17 protein-coding genes are annotated in these 18,826 nt (G+C 60.9%); 2 read left to right on the top strand and 15 right to left on the bottom strand.

Going from position 1 to position 18,826, the window contains the following annotated elements; genetic code table 11:
• Positions 1 to 19 precede the first annotated feature (19 nt).
• The 15 genes from INT12_RS19910 to INT12_RS19840 form a co-directional block, all read right to left on the bottom strand.
• Positions 20 to 1,402 (bottom strand): M16 family metallopeptidase, encoded by a 1,383-nt coding sequence (locus INT12_RS19910; RefSeq protein ID WP_193058980.1) that lies wholly within the window; start codon positions 1,400 to 1,402, stop codon positions 20 to 22.
• A 57-nt stretch (positions 1,403 to 1,459) separates the two neighbouring features.
• Positions 1,460 to 3,118, bottom strand: coding sequence for a Na/Pi cotransporter family protein (locus INT12_RS19905; RefSeq protein WP_017849046.1), 1,659 nt, complete (start codon positions 3,116 to 3,118; stop codon positions 1,460 to 1,462).
• Between the two features lie 211 nt (positions 3,119 to 3,329).
• Entirely contained in the window at positions 3,330 to 4,097 is a 768-nt protein-coding gene (locus INT12_RS19900) for a TerC family protein (protein WP_017849047.1), read from the bottom strand.
• 64 nt (positions 4,098 to 4,161) lie between these two features.
• Entirely contained in the window at positions 4,162 to 5,469 is a 1,308-nt protein-coding gene (locus tag INT12_RS19895) for a CitMHS family transporter (RefSeq protein WP_017849048.1), read from the bottom strand.
• A gap of 311 nt (positions 5,470 to 5,780) precedes the next feature.
• Positions 5,781 to 7,742, bottom strand: a complete 1,962-nt coding sequence (locus INT12_RS19890) for a DUF4105 domain-containing protein (RefSeq protein ID WP_026140291.1) — start codon at positions 7,740 to 7,742, stop codon at positions 5,781 to 5,783.
• Complete coding sequence (locus tag INT12_RS19885) at positions 7,739 to 8,059, bottom strand: DUF2388 domain-containing protein (RefSeq protein WP_017849050.1); 321 nt, start codon at positions 8,057 to 8,059, stop codon at positions 7,739 to 7,741. Before INT12_RS19885 ends, INT12_RS19890 begins: the two co-directional genes overlap by 4 nt.
• A gap of 26 nt (positions 8,060 to 8,085) precedes the next feature.
• Entirely contained in the window at positions 8,086 to 8,394 is a 309-nt protein-coding gene (locus tag INT12_RS19880) for a DUF2388 domain-containing protein (RefSeq protein WP_046484536.1), read from the bottom strand.
• 106 nt (positions 8,395 to 8,500) lie between these two features.
• Positions 8,501 to 8,821, bottom strand: a complete 321-nt coding sequence (locus INT12_RS19875; protein WP_017849052.1) for a DUF2388 domain-containing protein — start codon at positions 8,819 to 8,821, stop codon at positions 8,501 to 8,503.
• A 159-nt stretch (positions 8,822 to 8,980) separates the two neighbouring features.
• The gene (locus INT12_RS19870) at positions 8,981 to 9,163 is read right to left on the bottom strand and encodes a DUF1127 domain-containing protein (protein ID WP_104904172.1); all 183 of its coding nucleotides are present in this window, start codon (positions 9,161 to 9,163) and stop codon (positions 8,981 to 8,983) included.
• Positions 9,164 to 9,428: 265 nt separating this feature from the next.
• Complete coding sequence (locus INT12_RS19865) at positions 9,429 to 9,644, bottom strand: DUF1127 domain-containing protein (protein ID WP_017849054.1); 216 nt, start codon at positions 9,642 to 9,644, stop codon at positions 9,429 to 9,431.
• A 316-nt stretch (positions 9,645 to 9,960) separates the two neighbouring features.
• Positions 9,961 to 11,454, bottom strand: a complete 1,494-nt coding sequence (locus tag INT12_RS19860; RefSeq protein WP_017849055.1) for an acetyl-CoA hydrolase/transferase family protein — start codon at positions 11,452 to 11,454, stop codon at positions 9,961 to 9,963.
• 179 nt (positions 11,455 to 11,633) lie between these two features.
• On the bottom strand, positions 11,634 to 13,070 hold the full coding sequence (locus tag INT12_RS19855) for an NAD(P)(+) transhydrogenase (Re/Si-specific) subunit beta (protein WP_017849056.1): 1,437 nt from the start codon (positions 13,068 to 13,070) through the stop codon (positions 11,634 to 11,636).
• Positions 13,070 to 13,390, bottom strand: a complete 321-nt coding sequence (locus INT12_RS19850) for an NAD(P) transhydrogenase subunit alpha (RefSeq protein ID WP_003220416.1) — start codon at positions 13,388 to 13,390, stop codon at positions 13,070 to 13,072. The genes INT12_RS19855 and INT12_RS19850 overlap by 1 nt, the downstream gene beginning before the upstream one ends.
• Before the next feature lie 15 nt (positions 13,391 to 13,405).
• Positions 13,406 to 14,527, bottom strand: a complete 1,122-nt coding sequence (locus tag INT12_RS19845) for a Re/Si-specific NAD(P)(+) transhydrogenase subunit alpha (protein ID WP_046381520.1) — start codon at positions 14,525 to 14,527, stop codon at positions 13,406 to 13,408.
• Positions 14,528 to 14,980: 453 nt separating this feature from the next.
• On the bottom strand, positions 14,981 to 15,880 hold the full coding sequence (locus tag INT12_RS19840) for a LysR family transcriptional regulator (RefSeq protein WP_102618547.1): 900 nt from the start codon (positions 15,878 to 15,880) through the stop codon (positions 14,981 to 14,983).
• A gap of 156 nt (positions 15,881 to 16,036) precedes the next feature.
• Here INT12_RS19840 and INT12_RS19835 point away from each other — a divergent pair, with 156 nt between their 5' ends.
• Positions 16,037 to 17,218, top strand: a complete 1,182-nt coding sequence (locus tag INT12_RS19835) for an acyl-CoA dehydrogenase (protein ID WP_193039639.1) — start codon at positions 16,037 to 16,039, stop codon at positions 17,216 to 17,218.
• 13 nt (positions 17,219 to 17,231) lie between these two features.
• Positions 17,232 to 18,452, top strand: a complete 1,221-nt coding sequence (locus INT12_RS19830) for a CaiB/BaiF CoA transferase family protein (protein ID WP_017849060.1) — start codon at positions 17,232 to 17,234, stop codon at positions 18,450 to 18,452.
• Positions 18,453 to 18,826: the final 374 nt, after the last annotated feature.

The raw sequence follows: 18,826 nt of genomic DNA, 5'->3' as shown, positions 1-18,826 counted from the left end.
CCCTGGGTGCGGTGCCTCATTACGCGATCCGTTTGCGATAACTGCGCACGCCGATCACTCCAATCGCGATCAGCCCGAGCACACCGGCGCCGATCCAGTTCAGCATGTCGTAGCTCAGCAGCGGTTTCTCGATGCGCCAGTAGCCCGGCTGCTTGAAGAGTTGGCGCATGGCCTGGTTGGTCTGCGTCAGGCTCACGGCCTTGATGCGTTTGACCGGGTCGCTGAAGTGACCGTTGTCGTAGTCGCCCGAGGCGCTCCAGTAATAGTCGGCCAGCGCGCTGTTGCCCTGCACGGCCCAGGCCTGGCGTGCGATGGCGGCGTTTTGCAGGCGGGCGAATGCCGCCGGGGCGAGGCCGTCCTTGAGCAGTTGGGCCGTGAGGTCTTGCAACACCTGTTCGGCTTCGGCGAGGTTTTCCCGTTCGAGGTCGGCATTCAGGCTGAGGAAACCGACGCCGCCGAGCACTTCGCGTTCGCTCCACGGGCCGTAGGACAAGCCGTGCTTGAGGCGCAGTTGGCGATACAGCGCCCAGTCGAGGTAGTCCTTGAGCAGGTTGTAGGTTTCGTCATGCTGGTCGTCGAGTACCGGCTCGGGGAACAACCAGTGCAGTTTGGCGCCGTTGCCGACCCAGCCATGGATCAGGTCACGGCGGTTGGCGGCGGCGTGCTGGATTTCCGGCAGGGCCAGATGCTCGGTGGGCTCGACCGGGACAAGTTGGCCATAAGTGCGTTCCAGATAGGCCGGCAGCAGTTTGTCGAGGTCGCCGACGATGATCAGCGTCATGTTGTTGGGGGCGTACCAGTTTTTGCGCAGTTGCTCCAACTGGTCGCGGGTCAACTGGCCGGCCTCGGCGCGTTCGGCGCACTTGAGGCCCAGTTCGACCGCCAATTGGTTGCTGGCGGTGTGGCCCAGGTCCTGGCGGTCCAGCAGGCGTTGCAGGTGCGAGTAATGGCCGCCGTCTTCGCGCTCGACCACCTGCTTGGCGGCATTGATATGGGCGTCGGTCAGTTCGGTGCGGGTGAGGATCGCCCGCAGCAGGTCCAGGACCTTGCGCTGGTTTTGCGCGGGCGCCTCGATCACGAAGGTGGTGTCGGCGTTGCTGGTGTAGGCGTTCCACTCGCCGCCCAGGGCTTGCATGCGTTCTTCGAGGTCGCCTTCGCCGCCGCCGTCGATACCGCTGAACAACAAGTGTTCGAGCAGGTGCGGCAGTTCCTTGTCTTCGCAGCGGAAGTCATCCAGGCCCACGCCGACCACCAGGCGAATCGCCACATGCCCGCGTTCGGTGCCCGGCTTGAGCAGCAGTTGCAGGCCGTTGGGCAAGGTGTAACCCTCGACGTGCAGGCGGTCAAAGGCAAAGGCGTGTGCAGAGCCCATGAGCAGGCAGGCGAGTAACAGGCGACGCATAACTGGCTTCCTGGCGAGTGAGGTCAGTGTTAACTGACTTCAGCGGCCGTCTTACGTTCAGGGCGAATGTGTGATGTCGGCAATATCTTCGGCGGACAGCGCGCCGGTGTCGGACGTTTCCAAGACTACATAAGCACTGCTGCAAAACAATGAGTTCAAGCGTTTCATGTCGGCAATCAGTTCCAAATGCAGGGAACTGGTCTCCAGGCTCTGTACGATCTTGCGTTGCAGGCGGCTGACGTGGGCATGGGCCAGGCGCCGCTCCTGGGCGCGGAAGCGGCGTTTCTCGCGCAGCAATTGGCGCGCGCTTTCCGGGTCGGCACTGAGGAATACCGACAGGCCCAGGCGCAGGTTGGCAATCAGTTGGCTATGCAGGCCGGTGAGTTCTTCCAGGCCCACTTCGGAGAACTGGCGACGTTGGGACGTTTTCTGCTGCTGGACTTTGCGCAACATGCGTTCGATCAGGTCGCCGGCCAGTTTCAGGTTGATCGACAGCTCGATGATCTCGGCCCAGCGGCGGTTGTCCTGTTCGCTGAGGTCTTCGCGGGGCATTTGCGCCAGGTAGAGTTTGATCGCGCTGTAGAGCGCCTCGACGTCGTCGCTGAGGCTGCGCATTTCCTGGGTGATGGCCGTCTGTTTGCCGCGCAGCACTTCGAGCATTGCGGTGAGCATGTTGTCGATCAGGTCGCCCAGGCGCAGGGTTTCCCGCACCGCGTTGGCCAGCGCCAGGCTTGGCGTGGCCAGGGCGGCGAGGTCCAGGTGGCGCGGCGTGGCCTTGCCGTTGGCCTCTTCCCGTTCGGGCAGCAACCACGCGCAGACCCGGGCCATCGGGCCGATGCTCGGTAGCAGGATCAGGCAGCGACTGACGTTGTAGAGCAGGTGGAAGCTGATGACCATGCCTTGGGCGCTGTAATCCAGGCCGTCCATCCACAACACAAGCGGGTCGAGCACCGGAATGATCAGCAACAGGCCGATCAATTTGTACAACAGGCTGCCCAGGGCCACCTGGCGTCCGGCGGCGTTCTGCATGTTGGTGCTGAGGAAGGCGAGCACGCCGCTGCCGATGTTGGCGCCGATCACCAGGCCGATGGCCACGTGCAAGCCGATCAGTCCGGCGCCGGCCAGGGTGGCGGTCAGCAGTACGGCGGCGAGGCTGGAGTAGGAAATCATCGCGAACAACGCGCCGACCAGCGCATCGAGCAGGATGTCGCCGGTCAGTGAGGCGAACAGCACCTTCACGCCCTGCGCGTGGGTAATCGGCCCGGCGGCTTCGACGATCAATTGCAGGGCGAGGATGATCAGCCCGAGGCCGATCCCGACCCGACCCAGTTGCCCGGCCCGTGTCTGCTTGCGCGAGAGGAAGAAGATCACCCCGAGAAAGATCAGCAGCGGCGACAGCCAGGACAGGTCCAGGGTGAGCACCCGGGCCATCAGCGCCGTCCCGACGTCGGCGCCGAGCATGGTCGCCAGGGCAGGCATCAGCCCCATCAGGCCCTGGCCGACAAACGATGTGACCAGCATGGCGGTGGCGTTGCTGCTCTGCACCATGGCCGTCACCAGGATACCGGCGACGAACGCCAGCCAGCGCTTAGACATGTTTTGCCCGATGACGTGGCGCAGGTTGGAACCGTAGACCCGCAGGATGCCGGTACGGACGATATGCGTGCCCCAGATCAGCAGGGTCACGGCGGAAAGCAGATTGAGCAAGGTCAGCATGCTCGGCCCCCCGTGTGGGTGGGCTCCAACAGGAGCCAATGAGAATTGCCGCGTGCCGTTCTACGTCTTGTACTTAAGCTGTAGTTGGCGAAAGGGCTGTGCGCCAGCATCGCATAGCTAAAGTCGGGTTTGAAACAAAACTGTCATGAAGTCAGTTTTGTGCAGATGAAAAAATGGGGCGCGAACGCCCCATTTCAGCAGCGGATCAAGATTATTGACCCGGAATGTCCTTGCGCAGTTTCACAGGGTCCTGCTGTTTCTTCTTTTTCGCGATGGCGGTACGCATCTTGATGTTCACCGCTTCCACCGCCAGCGAGAACGCCATGGCGAAGTAGACGTAGCCTTTAGGCACATGCACGTCGAAGGATTCGGCGATCAGCACGGTACCCACCACTACCAGGAACGACAGCGCCAGCATCTTCAGCGACGGGTGCTTGTCGATGAAGTCACTGATGGTGCCGGCTGCTGCCATCATCACCAGCACCGCGACCACGATCGCCGCGATCATCACCGGCACGTGGGACACCATGCCGACGGCAGTGATCACCGAGTCGAGGGAGAACACGATGTCGATGATCGCGATCTGGATGATGGTGTAGATGAACTTGCCACCGGCGCCTTTGGGCTCTTCGTGGGTTTCGTCTTCACCTTCCAGGGCGTGGTACATCTCCTGGGAGCTTTTCCACAGCAGGAACAAACCACCGAAGAACAGGATCAGGTCGCGCCCGGAAATGCCCTGGCCGAAGACCACGAACAGGTCGTCGGTCAGGCGCATGACCCAAGTGATGGACAGCAGCAACAGGATTCGCGTGACCATGGCCAGGGCCAGGCCGAAGATCCGGGTACGCGCCTGCATATGCTTGGGCATGCGGCTGACCAGGATCGAAATCATGATGATGTTATCGATGCCCAGAACGATCTCGAGGGCCGTCAGGGTGAAGAAGGCAATCCAGATTTCCGGATTGGTCAGCCATTCCATGTGTATTCCTTTAAGCGAGTGTTAAACCGCGCCAGCTGCAGCGCCGCGCGGTGAGTCGGTACGATTATAGAGTGCTGAACAACGGAAAAATCCCCATCAGCAACGCCGCGAACATTATGCACAGGCACACCAGCACTGCCCACTTCAGGGTGAAGCGCTGGTGATCGCCGAATTCGATACCGGCCAGGGCCACCAGCAGGTAAGTCGATGGCACCAACGGGCTGAGCAAGTGTACGGGTTGGCCGACGATGGAGGCGCGGGCCATTTCTACGGCGGTGATGCCATAGTGACTGGCGGCTTCGGCCAGCACCGGCAGTACGCCATAGTAGAACGCATCGTTGGACATGAAGAAGGTGAACGGCATGCTCACCAGTGCGGTGATCACCGCCAGGTAAGGGCCCAGGGCTTCTGGAATGACCGCCAGCAGGCTCTTGGACATGGCGTCGACCATGCCGGTGCCCGACAGGATGCCGGTGAAAATCCCTGCAGCGAAGATCAACCCCACCACGGCCAGTACGCTGCCGGCATGGGCGGCGACGCGGTCTTTCTGCTGTTGCAGGCACGGGTAGTTGACGATCATCGCGATACTGAACGCCACCATGAACAGCACCGGCAGTGGCAACAGGCCGGCGATCAACGTACACATCAGCGCCAGGGTCAGCACGCCGTTGAACCAGATCAGCTTCGGACGGCGGGCATCCGGGTATTGCGACACGCTGATTTCGCTGTGGTCGATCTCGTCGCCCTGCAGGTGCAGTTCACCCAGGCGCGCACGTTCGCGCTTGCCGTACATGTAAGCGATCACCAGGATCGCGACCACGCCGGCGGCCATGGCCGGGATCATCGGGACGAAGATGTCTGACGGGTCCACGTGCAGCGCACTCGCGGCGCGAGCGGTCGGGCCGCCCCAGGGCGTCATGTTCATCACGCCACCGGCGAGGATGATCAGGCCGGCCATGATCCGTGGGCTCATACCGATGCGCTGGTACAGCGGCAGCATCGCGGCCACGCAGATCATGTAGGTGGTGGCACCGTCACCGTCAAGAGACACCACCAAGGCCAGCACGGCGGTGCCGACCGAGACTTTCAGCGGGTCGCCCTTGACCATCTTGAGGATCTTGCGCACGGCCGGGTCGAACAGGCCGGAGTCGATCATCAGGGCAAAGTAGAGGATGGCGAACATCAGCATCACGCCGGTCGGCGCGAGCTTGGTGATGCCTTCGAGCATCATCGGGCCGATCTTCGGCGCAAAACCGCCGAACAGCGCGAACAGAATCGGCACGATGATCAGGGCGATCAGCGCGGACAGGCGCTTGGTCATGATCAGGAACATGAACGTGATGACCATGGCAAAGCCAAGGAAAGTCAGCATAGGAATACTCCAGGCGTAGCGCGGCTAAGGAATGGCGAACCGGGTGGGGTCAGCGCAGAACGAGAGGCACGAGGCTTACGGGTGGAGTGGGGGCGAACAGGCGGGAACGGGCGGACATCGGGAATCACCATTGTTGTTGTTAACAGCCGGTCTGTTGCCGGCAGTGGGGGCGATCCTAGACGCGTAAGCTTTCAGCCAGCTTTCGTTGATCAAACAGGTGAGGTGGAAATGACACACGGTCTCCAGGCCTGCGCAGATCAACATGTGGGAGGGGGCTCGCTCCCACATTCAGCTGGTGTATGCGCAAATTTTCAGGGCAGTTCGAGGCCGCCCGCTGCTTTGTGCAGTTTGCGCAGATGTTCGCCAATCTGCTTGAGGTTGGCTTCGCACGCGGCAATCTCGGCGGCGCGGGACGGGTCCAGCAGCGCCCTCACCTCTTTATCCAGTTCGCCGGTCAGGGATTGCAGCTGTTTCTGGCGCTCGGCACTTTCCGATTCCAGCCGCTTGGACTCCGAAGGTTGCGGCAAGCCGTAGCCACCGCTGCCCAGCAGTTCTGCCGGGCGGCTGAGGAAGCCGCTGTTGGCGAGGATTTGTTGCAAGGTGGCGTTGGCTTTCTCCATGCCGCCGTTCTTCAGCTCGCGGGCGCCGAGGTAGCGTTGTTTGACTTCGTCCTGGGCCAGCATCAATTGTTTGCGAAAGCTTGCCTGTTCCAGCAGCAGTAATGCGGCGCTGGTGCGCAGGTCGGCCTGCTCGAACCAGTGGCGGCGCTCTTGCGCGCTCAGGGACAGCCAGTCTTCGACCTGGGTCTGCTGGATCGGCAGGCGCTTGCGCAGCACGTCGAACATCGCTTGGTAGCGCTCGCGGAACGAGTCGAAGTGATAGCCCAGGCGCAGCGCCTCGCGCTTGTCGTTCAACACGCTGGTATCGGCCAGGCCGCGCGCCTGCAGGACCTCCAGCAGCCCGTTGGGCGTGATGTTGTCCAGACCGGTCAGTTTCGGGTTGGCGCTGCCGCTGCGTAACAGTTTCAGGCCTTCGACCGCGCAGTTGTTGGACAGGAAGAAGTAGTTGCCGTCGTAGCTCCAGTGCATTTCGGCCGCGTGTTCGACGGTGTCCTCGATCTCCCGGCGCGTCAGCTTCAGCGGCACCGAGGCGAGGCCGCGCAACTCGGTCTTGGTGTACTCGTCGATGACCTGGGCCAGCGGCAACACGAACAGCCGTGACGGGTACTTGCCCACCAGGCCATCCCAGCTCGACAGTTGTACGTCACCGACAAAGGCGCGGTAGGACAACACCAGATGCTGATCCAGATCCAGCCGACAGTCCGGGCCGCGAGGGCGCCCCGGCGCGCAGATCACCAGGCGCAACATGCTGTGGCCCCAGCGACTGACCAGGTTCTGGTTGGCTTCGGCGAGCAGGTAATCGATTTCGTAGACCCGTTCCGGGTCGACATGGCCCAGGGGCGTCTTGGCGAAATCGTTGCCGGCGTTGAGGAAGGCGTAGGTCTTGGCGCAGGTGTCTTGCGCGGGCGGCGCCCAGCCAAAGTGTTCCTTGTAATAGCGGAACAGCGCGGGGCGGCGGCAGGCGTAGCTCGGGTCGAGGAGGAAATATTCCATATTGACCGCGACGAACTCCAGTGGGCTGCTGGTTTCGTAGAGGTCCGGGCTGCGCGCGACCTGGCGGTTGTGCTGCTCGCGCTCACCGCGGCGGCCGACGTATTGCGGCCAGCCGGCGAGGTCGAGCAGGCGCGGGTCGTCGCTGAGGGTGAAGCGGCGGTCGTTCTGGCCACGGCATTGATCGGGCAGGCCGACCAGGCCGGTGATGCTGTTCTGGCGGCTGCAGCGGCGGATCAGCGCGCGCTCGTCGCTGGGCCACAGGCGCGCACGGTCGTAGATGTGGGTCAGTTCATGCAGCACGGTGGCGAGCATTTCCCGACGCACGGTGCCGTGGGGGCGGTTGGTCTTGCGGGTGGCGGCGCTGCCGTCGGTCAGGCTGGCGAGCAGGTTGCGGTTGAGGTCCAGCTCGGACACCAGGGAGGCCTGGCCGTAAGCGTTGGCGGGCATCTTGTCGGTCCAGCCGACATCGATGCGCCGGTCCAACTGTTCGATGAAGCGCGGCGGCAGTGAGCGCAGCGCTTCATCGAGCAACGCCTGGCTGGCCTGCTGTTCGGCTGGGCTCAAACCTTCGGTAATGAGCCGCAGTTGCAGGCTGGCCTGGGCTGCGCCGGCACACAACAGCACAGCCCCGGCCAGGAGCCAGGCGATGAGACGCCTCACAGCGCGAGAATGGCTTCGGCGAGGGTCTGGTCGCTGGCATCACGGGCTTCCGGCACGCGGGTGCGCAAGGTGTCGAAGGCGGCTTCGAGTTGTGCGCCACGGATCTCGCCGTTGCTGGCGACGAAGCTGGCGGCGTCATCGTGGGCTTCGCGCACGATTTTGGAGTCGCGGATGGAGGTGGTGGTGTCCGAGGTGAAATCAATGGTGCGCGCGGAAGCGCGGACGATGATGTTACTGGTGGCCTTCAAGGTCTGCGCGTGGGCGACATCGGTCAACAACAGCAGGCCGAGAGCGGCGGCGATCAGCGGGCTACGCATGGAATGACTCCGAAATACAAAGATGATTATTGGACGAGAATTGCTTGCGCCAGTTCAAGGTCGCTGGCGTTAAGTTTTGGTTGGCTGCGGCGCAGACGATCCAGCGCTGATTCCAGCCGAGCCCCCCGCCATCGGCCGTCAGTGGCAATGAATGCGGCAGCGTCATCCTGGGCGGCCAGCACCCACTTTCGGTCAAACGGCGCGGAGGTCACTTTGCTGGTGGCATAAGCGCTCACCACAGTGCTCTGGGTGGACAGATCAAAGGCCGAAGCCAATGGCGACCAGCCAGCAGCAAACATCACGGGAACCAGCAATAGGCGGTATGAAAAAACCATGGGACTCGACAACTGAAAGCGAGCGCCAAGGCTAGCGCAATGCCCGGGCGAGAGCCAGCGTCGAGGCATCCGGGAGCGGCTGGCGCGCCCTTGTTCCGACGGGTTTTCAGATGGCCAGAATGGCCTGGGCCAGTTGTGCGTCTGTCGCAGCGCTCAGTTGCGGCGCTTGCTGGCGGATCTGCGCCAGGGCGCTTTCCAGTTTGACCCCACGAATGGCGCCTTGGCTGGCGACGAAGCTGGCGGCGTCGTCACGGGCGGCGCGCACGACCTTGTTGTCACGCAGGGAGGAGGTGGCATCGGAGCTGGCATCGGAGGTGGCTTTCAATGCGCCGACGATCGAGTCGGTCGTCACGATGAGGCTGGACGCATGGGCGTTGGCGGCGAGGGCCAACAGGGCGGCGGCACTCAGCAGGCGAAGACGGGACATGGGGTTACTCCTGTAGATGAACAAATAAGGTCGCGCGCAGCGGCCACTGTGAAACGGATGTGGATGCCATTGAGCATCAGACGCCCGTTCTACACGGTTCGCCACGTGGTGACCGGATATTAAGCCGCGGCCTGTCCATTCGAAAAGCGCCTTGACTGTCTAGTCACGCCAGAACGGCTTGGACAGCTCGACATGGCGCTCGCCGGGGCTGATACCCGCGTCGGACAGCTCTCGCGGGTCGAGCTGGGCCAGTTGGTGTCGTTCTCGGGCCTGTTGCCGCCACCTGGCGAGCGTGGCGACGGTGCGGCGTAACAACGTGGTGCGCGGGGTTGGTGGGTGCATGGGGAGCGCCTTACAGGGTCTTTTTTTTGGAAGACCATGTTGAGCGGATCGTTTCGACCGATACAGATACACCGGCGCTCAATTGTACTGCTAGATTGTTATAATAATCGAACTGTACTGGTTGGTTTGCAAGCTATCTGTTCGGGGCCGAAAACACCCGGGCCCAGACACAACAAAGCCCGCCTCCGGTGACCCGGGGCGGGCTTTGCTTAACGAATCAGGTTGCTGGCTGTGGACCCGGTGGGTCAGGGCCAGCGGGCGCTCATTAGCGCCAGAACGGCTTGCTCAGCTCTTCGTAGCGTTGTGCTTCGCTGATACCTGCGTCAGCCAGCAGACGCGAATCCAGACGAGCCAGTTGATGGCGGCTGGAGATGCGGCGCTGCCACAGCATCAGGTTGGCGATAACGCGCAGAGGCAGGGAAGCCTGGGTGCTTACAGCTTTTTCTTCGAAGAACAGATCGGAACTGAGTGTACGTTCCATGATGACATCCTTCCGCTTGTGGCGGGATTAGGTAGTGGTTTAACTGATGCCAATGATCCTCCTCCCGCGCAAGACTCTCTAGATACAGTTCACCTGTATTGTGAGGGGCCAGTTAACTGTTTATAGCGGCTGTACTGTACGGAAATGGGGCAACTGTACCTGTCCGCACTGAAACAGTGCAAAAATGGCATTTTAGAAGAGATGTGTGGGATATTTCGGTAGGAAAAGACCGGTACAGCAGTACAGTTTTTTCCAGAAAGGGGGGTGATGCAACCGAGCTGATGAAACTGTGTGCATCAGCTCGGTTGTGTATCGATCAATCCTTGAGCATGTGCCCGGTTTCTTCCAGGTTAATGTGCCAGCTCAGGGCTTCGCGCAGGACGTGTGGGGTGTGGCCACCAATCGCGCAAGCGGCGTTGAAGTATTTGTTCAGCGCATCGCGATAGTCCGGATGCACGCAGTTGTCGATGATCACCCGTGCGCGCTCCCGTGGCGCCAGGCCACGCAAGTCGGCGAGGCCCACTTCGGTCACGAGGATGTCGACGTCGTGCTCGGTGTGGTCGACGTGGCTGACCATCGGCACCACGCTGGAAATCGCCCCGGCCTTGGCAATCGACTTGGTCACGAAGATTGCCAGGTGCGCGTTACGCGCGAAGTCGCCCGAGCCGCCGATCCCGTTCATCATCCGCGTCCCGCACACGTGCGTGGAGTTGACGTTGCCGTAGATGTCGAACTCCAGCGCGGTGTTGATCGCGATGATGCCCAGGCGACGAACCACTTCGGGGTGGTTGGAAATTTCCTGCGGACGCAGCACCAGTTTGTCCTTGTAGTGCTCCAGGTTGCCAAACACGTTGCTGTTGCGCCGCTCCGACAAGGTGATCGAACTGCCGGAGGCGAAGCTCAGCTTGCCAGCGTCAATCAGGTCGAACGTCGAGTCCTGCAGCACTTCCGAATACATGGTCAGGTCTTCGAACGGCGAATCGATCAAGCCACACATCACGGCGTTGGCGATGTTGCCGATCCCGGCCTGCAGCGGGCCGAGCTTGTTGGTCATGCGGCCGGCGTCCACTTCCTGCTTGAGGAAGTTGATCAGGTGGCTGGCGATGCCTTGGGTGTCGGCGTCCGGCGGCGTCACTGTGGAAGGCGAGTCAGCCTTGTTGGTGATCACGATGGCGACGATCTTCTCCGGCGGAATCGGGATCGCGGTGCTGCCAATGCGGTCGTCGACTTTTACCAGCGGGATCGGCGTGCGCGTCGGCCGATAGGTCGGGATGTAGATGTCGTGCAGGCCTTCCAGGTTCGGGTTGTGCGCCATGTTGATCTCGACGATCACTTGCTTGGCGAAAATCGCGAAACTGGCCGAGTTGCCCACGGAAGTGGTCGGCACGATATGGCCTTGTTCGGTGATCGCAACGGCTTCGATCACGGCAATGTCAGGCAGCTTGAGCTGGTTGTTGCGCAGTTGTTCGACGGTTTCCGACAAATGCTGGTCGATGAACATCACCTCGCCGGCATTGATCGCCTTGCGCAGGGTGCTGTCGACCTGGAACGGCATGCGTCGCGACAGCACGCCGGCTTCGGTCAGTTGCTTGTCGAGATCGTTGCCCAGGCTGGCGCCGGTCATCAGGGTGATTTTCAGCGGCGACGTCTTGGCACGTTCGGCCAGAGCTTGAGGGACGGCTTTGGCTTCACCCGCACGGGTAAAGCCGCTCATCCCGACGGTCATGCCGTCCTCGATCAGTGCGGCGGCATCAGCCGCGCTCATGACCTTGTTCAACAGCGAAGGCAAGCGGATACGATCACGGTACATGGATTGTTATCTCGAGATACGGAGGCAAGGTGCGCAGTTTAGTGATTTCAAAAGTTTTCGGCCCGCTACCATGGTCGAATGCCGGGCAGTGATTTAGGGCCTTTGGTCGGTTTTCATGCTGCAATAAAAAACCCTAGCCTACTGCAGGCCAGGGTTTCGGGTATTGCGCTGGCGCAGTGTTACTCGACAGCCTTGACCATGTCTTCGATAACCTTCTTGGCGTCGCCGAAGACCATCATGGTTTTGTCCAGGTAGAACAGCTCGTTGTCCAGGCCGGCATAGCCGCTGGCCATCGAGCGCTTGTTGACGATGATGGTCTTGGCCTTGAACGCTTCGAGGATCGGCATGCCGGCAATCGGCGAGTTCGGATCGTTCTTGGCGGCCGGGTTGACCACGTCGTTCGCGCCGAGCACCAGTACTACGTCAGCCTGGCCGAATTCGGAGTTGATGTCTTCCATCTCGAACACCTGGTCGTAAGGCACTTCGGCCTCGGCCAGCAATACGTTCATGTGTCCGGGCATGCGGCCGGCCACCGGGTGGATCGCGTACTTCACGGTCACGCCACGGTGGGTCAGCTTCTCGGTCAGTTCCTTCAGCGCATGCTGTGCCCGCGCCACTGCCAGGCCATAGCCCGGCACGATGATCACGGTATCGGCGTTGGTCAGCAGGAACGTGGCGTCGTCGGCCGAGCCGGACTTCACCGGGCGCGCTTCTTTCGAGCCGGCCGCCGCACCGGCATCCGGCGCATTGCCGAAACCGCCGAGCAGCACGTTGAAGAAGGAGCGGTTCATCGCCTTGCACATGATGTAGGACAGGATCGCACCGCTGGAGCCCACCAGCGAGCCGGCGATGATCAGCATCGAGTTGTTCAGCGAGAAGCCGATCCCTGCCGCAGCCCAGCCGGAGTAGCTGTTGAGCATCGACACCACTACCGGCATGTCGGCGCCGCCGATCGGGATGATGATCAGCACGCCCAGCACGAACGCCAGGGCCAGCATCAGCGCGAAGGCAGAGAGGTTGCCGGTGAACATGAAGGTCAGGCCGAGCCCCAATGTAGTCAGGCCGAGCACCAGGTTCAGTTTGTGCTGGCCGCCGAACTGTACCGGTGCGCCTTGGAACAGGCGGAACTTGTACTTGCCCGACAGCTTGCCGAAGGCGATCACCGAACCGGAGAAGGTGATGGCGCCGATGGCGGCACCGAGGAACAGTTCCAGGCGGTTACCGGCCGGGATCGCATCGCCCAGGTGTTTGACGATGCCCAGCGATTGCGGCTCGACCACGGCGGCAATGGCGATAAACACCGCGGCCAGGCCGATCATGCTGTGCATGAAGGCGACCAGTTCCGGCATCTTGGTCATTTCCACGCGCTTGGCCATGATCGAGCCGGCGGTGCCGCCGATCAGCAGGCCCACGATCACGTAGCCGATGCCGGCAGTGGCAAGCTCAGCGCCCAGCTTATAGATGAGGCCCACGGTGGTGAGCACCGCCAGCGCCATGCCGAGCATGCCGAACAGGTTGCCGCGCCGCGAAGTGGTCGGATGCGACAGGCCTTTGAGGGCCTGGATGAAACAGATCGACGCGATCAGATAGAGCGTCGTGACAAGATTCATGCTCATTACTTCGGCGCCTCTTCTTTTGCTTTCGGGGCTTTCTTCTTGAACATCTCAAGCATCCTGCGAGTCACCAGGAAGCCGCCGAACACGTTGACGGCCGCCAGGGCCACAGCCAGCGTGCCCATGGTCTTGCCCAGCGGAGTCACGGTCAGCGCAGCGGCCAGCATGGCGCCGACGATCACGATCGCCGAGATTGCGTTGGTCACCGCCATCAACGGCGTGTGCAGTGCGGGGGTAACGTTCCAGACCACGTGGTAACCGACATAAATCGCCAGCACGAAGATGATCAGGTTGTAGATACCGGGGGAGATAAGCTCTTCCATCGTCTGAATCCCTGCTTAGGCGTTTTTGCGGATGACTTGGCCGTCGCGGCACATCAGGCACGCGGCGACGATGTCGTCTTCGAGGTTGATTTCAAACTGCCCTTCCTTGTTGAAGACCAGCTTCAGGAAGTCCAGCAGGTTGCGCGCATACAGGGCCGATGCGTCGGCGGCGACGGCACCCGCCAGGTTGGTCGGACCGCAAATGATCACGCCGTTTTCCACCACCACCTGGTCGGCGACGGTCAGCGGGCAGTTGCCGCCCTGGGCTGCGGCAAGGTCGATCACCACCGAGCCTGGCTTCATCTGGGCAACCGTGTCGGCGCTGAGCAGGGTCGGAGCCTTGCGGCCCGGGATCAGGGCGGTGGTGATGACGATGTCGGCCTGCTTGGCGCGTTCGTGGACCGCCAGGGCCTGGCGTTGCATCCAACTGGTCGGCATCGGCCGTGCGTAACCGCCGACGCCGACGGCGCATTCACGCTCTTCGTCGGTCTCATAAGGCACGTCGACGAACTTGGCGCCGAGGGATTCGATCTGCTCCTTCACGGCCGGGCGCACGTCAGACGCTTCGATCACTGCACCCAGGCGTTTCGCCGTGGCGATGGCCTGCAGCCCCGCGACGCCAGCGCCGAGGATCAACACGCGTGCGGCTTTTACCGTACCGGCGGCAGTCATCAGCATCGGCATGAAGCGTGGGTAATGATGGGCGGCGAGCAACACGGCCTTGTAACCGGCGATGTTGGCCTGGGACGACAGCACGTCCAGGCTCTGGGCCCGCGAAGTACGCGGCGCGGCTTCGAGCGCGAAGGCCGTGATGCCCTGCTCGGCCAGCTTGGCGATGGTTTCGTTGCTGAACGGATTGAGCATGCCCACCAGCACGGTGCCGCTTTTGATCAGCGTCAGTTCGCTGTCGCTGGGGGCAACCACTTTGAGGATCAGCTCCGCGCCAAATGCATCGCTGGCGCTGCCAATGGTTGCACCTGCCGTTTCATAGGCACTGTCGACGATGCTGGCTTTAATGCCCGCCCCGCTTTGTACAGTGACCTTATGGCCCTGGCCGATCAGCTTCTTGATGGTTTCCGGGGTGGCAGCCACCCGCGTTTCACCGGTCTGGGTTTCGAGAGGAACACCAATGTGCACGTGAAATCTCCTGCATGATCTTTTTGCTTTTGATCTTATTGTAAAAAGGCCAGCGCACCGTGAGTGGCGCATCTGGGGCGGCCGATCAGCACGATCCCGCTGAAATGACAGCGGGGCGCGGCATTTTGCAGGCGAACTTTACGACCTTACAAGGGATTATGACGGGTGACGAAAAATTAACTACAAGTCACCCTGTGACTGATTGTCGCAGCGCTTTGAGAAAAAACCTTTAAATACAAGTGGTTAATGGTGTGTTTTGGTTTTTAGGTAGTTTTGCAATCGCCGTTGTGAATAGCCGGGCATTGGTCGGTAATAGTCGCTACAAGCCATGAGAATCATGGCTTGTAGCCTCATTCTCGCCGAACAGGTACAGTTTGCTTAAATGCGACATATAGATATATCTGTAGGATAGTGTTTTAGCTGACTACATGGTCAATAAATGGCACTTCGTCTTTAGATTACAGGGCTGTAGCGCTGGGACTGGTCGATCAGCCAGTCCCTGAAGGCGTGCAGGGAGGCCGATTCGACTTTCCTGTCAGGAATCATCAAGTAATACGCCTTCGAACTGCTCAGTGCTTCAGGGCTCGCGATCACCAGTTGGTGCTCGTCCAGTTCGCGCTGGATGAGGAACGGTGGAATCAGCGCAATGCCCATGTCATGCATGGCGGCCTGGGACAACATCGAGAATAGCTCGTAGCGGGGGCCTGTCATGTCGCGAGGTATGTTCAGTTGTTGCGCGTTGAACCACTGGCGCCAGGCATAGGGCCGCGTGGTCTGCTGCAGCAGCGGCAGTTCCGCGATTTCCTGGGGGCTGAAGTGTGCGCGGCTGCCGAGTAAGCGCGGGCTGCACACCGGGACCGGGTTTTCTCCCATCAGCCGGTGGGATTCGGTACCGGACCAGTCGGCATCGCCGAAATAGATCGCGGCGTCGAATTCGGTGTCGGCAAACAGGAAGGGGCGCGTGCGGTTGGTGAGGTTGACCGTGACTTCCGGGTGCTGGCGCTGAAAGTCCTTGAGACGAGGGATCAGCCATTGGGTGCCAAAGGTCGGCACCACCGCCAGCTCGATGACGTTCGCGCCCTGCTGTCCCATGACGGATAAGGTGTCGCGTTCCACCGCGTCCAATTGCGTGGCGACCCGACGGCTATACGACAGGCCTGCTTCCGTCAGCTTGACCCCACGCCGCGAGCGTCGAAACAGCTCGACACTTAAAAACTCCTCAAGGCTGGCGATCTGTCGGCAAATGGCGCCCTGAGTGATGGAAAGCTCCTGCGCCGCCTTGGTAAAGCTCTCGTGGCGGGCTGCAGCTTCAAAGCTGACAAGGGCGGTGGTGCTGGGGATTTTTCTGCGCATGTACCTTGTTCTCACTTATAAGGCGCGTTTGCGCCCTTCTCGGCCGTTACGGAGTGAGAAATTAGCACAAGCCTATGCAAAAACCTCGTTTGCCCTCTGCGCTTGCCGAGCCTAGTCTGCATCCACGACTTCTGATTTCTTTGCGAGGACTTATTCATGGCTGGCAAGGCAAGCTTCAACTGGATCGATCCACTGCTGCTGGATCAACAGCTCACCGAAGAAGAGCGCATGGTGCGCGACAGTGCTGAGCAATTCGCCCAGGACAAGTTGGCGCCAAGGGTGCTCGAAGCCTTCCGCCATGAAAAGACCGACCCTGCGATCTTCCGTGAGATGGGCGAAACCGGCCTGTTGGGCGCGATGATTCCCGAGCAGTACGGCGGCAGTGGCCTGAATTACGTCAGCTACGGGTTGATTGCGCGTGAGGTCGAGCGAGTCGACTCCGGATATCGCTCGATGATGAGTGTGCAGTCGTCACTGGTCATGGTGCCGATCAATGAGTTCGGCACCGAAGCGCAAAAACAGAAATACCTGCCGAAGCTGGCGTCGGGTGAATGGATCGGTTGCTTCGGTCTGACTGAGCCTAACCACGGTTCCGACCCGGGCGCGATGATTACCCGGGCACGCAAGGTGGATGGCGGCTACAGCCTGAGCGGCGCCAAGATGTGGATCACCAACAGCCCGATCGCCGATGTGTTCGTGGTGTGGGCCAAGGACGATGCCGGCGATATCCGCGGTTTTGTCCTGGAGAAAGGCTGGAAAGGTCTGAGCGCTCCGGCGATTCACGGCAAGGTCGGCCTGCGGGCTTCCATTACCGGCGAGATCGTCATGGACAACGTGTTCGTGCCTGACGAGAACATCTTCCCGGATGTGCGTGGCTTGAAAGGCCCCTTCACCTGCCTTAACTCCGCTCGTTACGGGATCTCCTGGGGCGCGCTGGGAGCTGCCGAGTTCTGCTGGCACACTGCTCGCCAGTACACCCTTGATCGTCATCAGTTCGGTCGGCCATTGGCGGCGACCCAGCTTATCCAGAAGAAGCTCGCGGACATGCAGACCGAGATCACTCTGGCCTTGCAAGGCTGCCTGCGCCTGGGGCGGATGAAGGATGAAGGCACTGCGGCGGTGGAAATTACTTCGATCATGAAGCGCAATTCCTGCGGCAAGTCGCTGGATATCGCACGCATGGCGCGGGATATGCTGGGCGGTAACGGTATCTCCGACGAGTTCGGGGTGGCGCGTCACCTGGTCAACCTGGAAGTGGTGAACACCTATGAAGGTACCCACGATGTACACGCCTTGATTCTGGGGCGCGCGCAAACCGGTCTTCAGGCGTTCTATTAATAGGAGCACGGGCATGGGCGCGCTTTCGCATCTGCGGGTACTGGATTTGTCGCGAGTACTGGCGGGCCCTTGGGCCGGGCAGATCCTCGCGGACCTTGGGGCCGAAGTGATCAAGGTCGAGCGGCCGGGCAATGGTGACGACACGCGTGCCTGGGGGCCTCCCTTCCTCAAGGACGCGTATGGCGAGAACACCAGTGAAGCGGCGTATTACTTGTCGGCCAACCGCAACAAAGAGTCGGTGACCATCGACTTCACGCAGCCGGAGGGGCAGAAGCTGGTGCGTGACCTGGCGGCCAAGTCCGACATCCTGATCGAGAACTTCAAGGTGGGCGGCCTGGCGGCGTATGGGTTGGACTATGCCTCGCTGAAGGAGGTCAACCCGGCGTTGATCTATTGCTCGATCACGGGGTTTGGCCAGACGGGGCCTTATGCGGCGCGTGCGGGCTACGACTTCATGATCCAGGGGCTGGGCGGACTCATGAGCCTGACGGGGCGGCCGGAGGGTGATGAGGGGGCGGGCCCGGTGAAAGTGGGGGTGGCGTTGACTGACATCCTTACGGGGCTCTATTCGGCGGTGGCGATCCTGGCGGCGCTGGCTCATCGCGAGCGTGATGGCGGCGGGCAACATATTGATATGGCGCTGCTGGACGTGCAGGTGGCTTGTCTGGCCAACCAGGCGATGAACTACCTGACGACAGGCGTGCCGCCAAAGCGCTTGGGCAATGCACATCCGAATATCGTGCCTTATCAGGATTTTCCCACGGCCGATGGCGACTTCATCTTGACGGTGGGGAATGACGGGCAGTTCCGTAAGTTTGCGCAGGTGGCAGGTCAGCCGCAGTGGGCGGATGATCCGCGTTTCGCGACCAACAAGGTGCGGGTGGCCAATCGCGCGGAACTGATTCCCTTGATTCGCCAGGCGACGGTGTTCAAGACGACGGCTGAATGGGTGTCGCAACTGGAGCGAGTCGGCGTGCCGTGCGGGCCGATCAATGATCTGGCGCAGGTATTCGCGGATGCCCAGGTCAAGGCGCGCGGGCTGGCGATTGAGTTGCCCCACGCACTGGCGGGGATGGTGCCTCAGGTTGCCAGTCCCATACGGCTATCCAAGACGCCTGTGGAATACCGCAGCGCGCCTCCTTTATTGGGTGAGCATACGGTCAGGGTGTTGCAGGAAGTGCTGGGGTTGATGCCGGCGAATGTGGCTGCTTTAAAAGAAGCTGGGGTTATCTGAGTCCTCTCTTCTATATAGAGCGTCATTAAGGGCTCTATATAGAAGAAAGTTGGTTGTTTTTTAGCCAATGCTAACTATTGGATAGATAAGCGAAATTAAAGGTTGACGGCAAATCCTGGACGTCTATAATTCGCCCCACTTCCGGCGCAGTCGAAACGGAAAACTCCTTGGTAAACAAAGAGTTACGCAAGATTCGACAGCGACCTGCTTCAGTTCATCGAAGCCTGGAAGGAGTTGGTAGAGCGGTGTTGTTTGGCTCTATTAACGTTTCGATCTTCTCGGTCGAAAGCGGAGAAAAAGAGGTGTTGACAGCAGCGTGTAACGCTGTAGAATTCGCCTCCCGCTAACGAGAGATCGGAAGCGCAAGTGGTTGA

Source organism: Pseudomonas sp. K8 (genome assembly GCF_014889455.1).
Classification (GTDB): domain Bacteria; phylum Pseudomonadota; class Gammaproteobacteria; order Pseudomonadales; family Pseudomonadaceae; genus Aquipseudomonas; species Aquipseudomonas veronii.
Note: the sequence above shows the minus strand (reverse complement) of the source record. Positions and strands in the feature narration are given on the sequence as shown.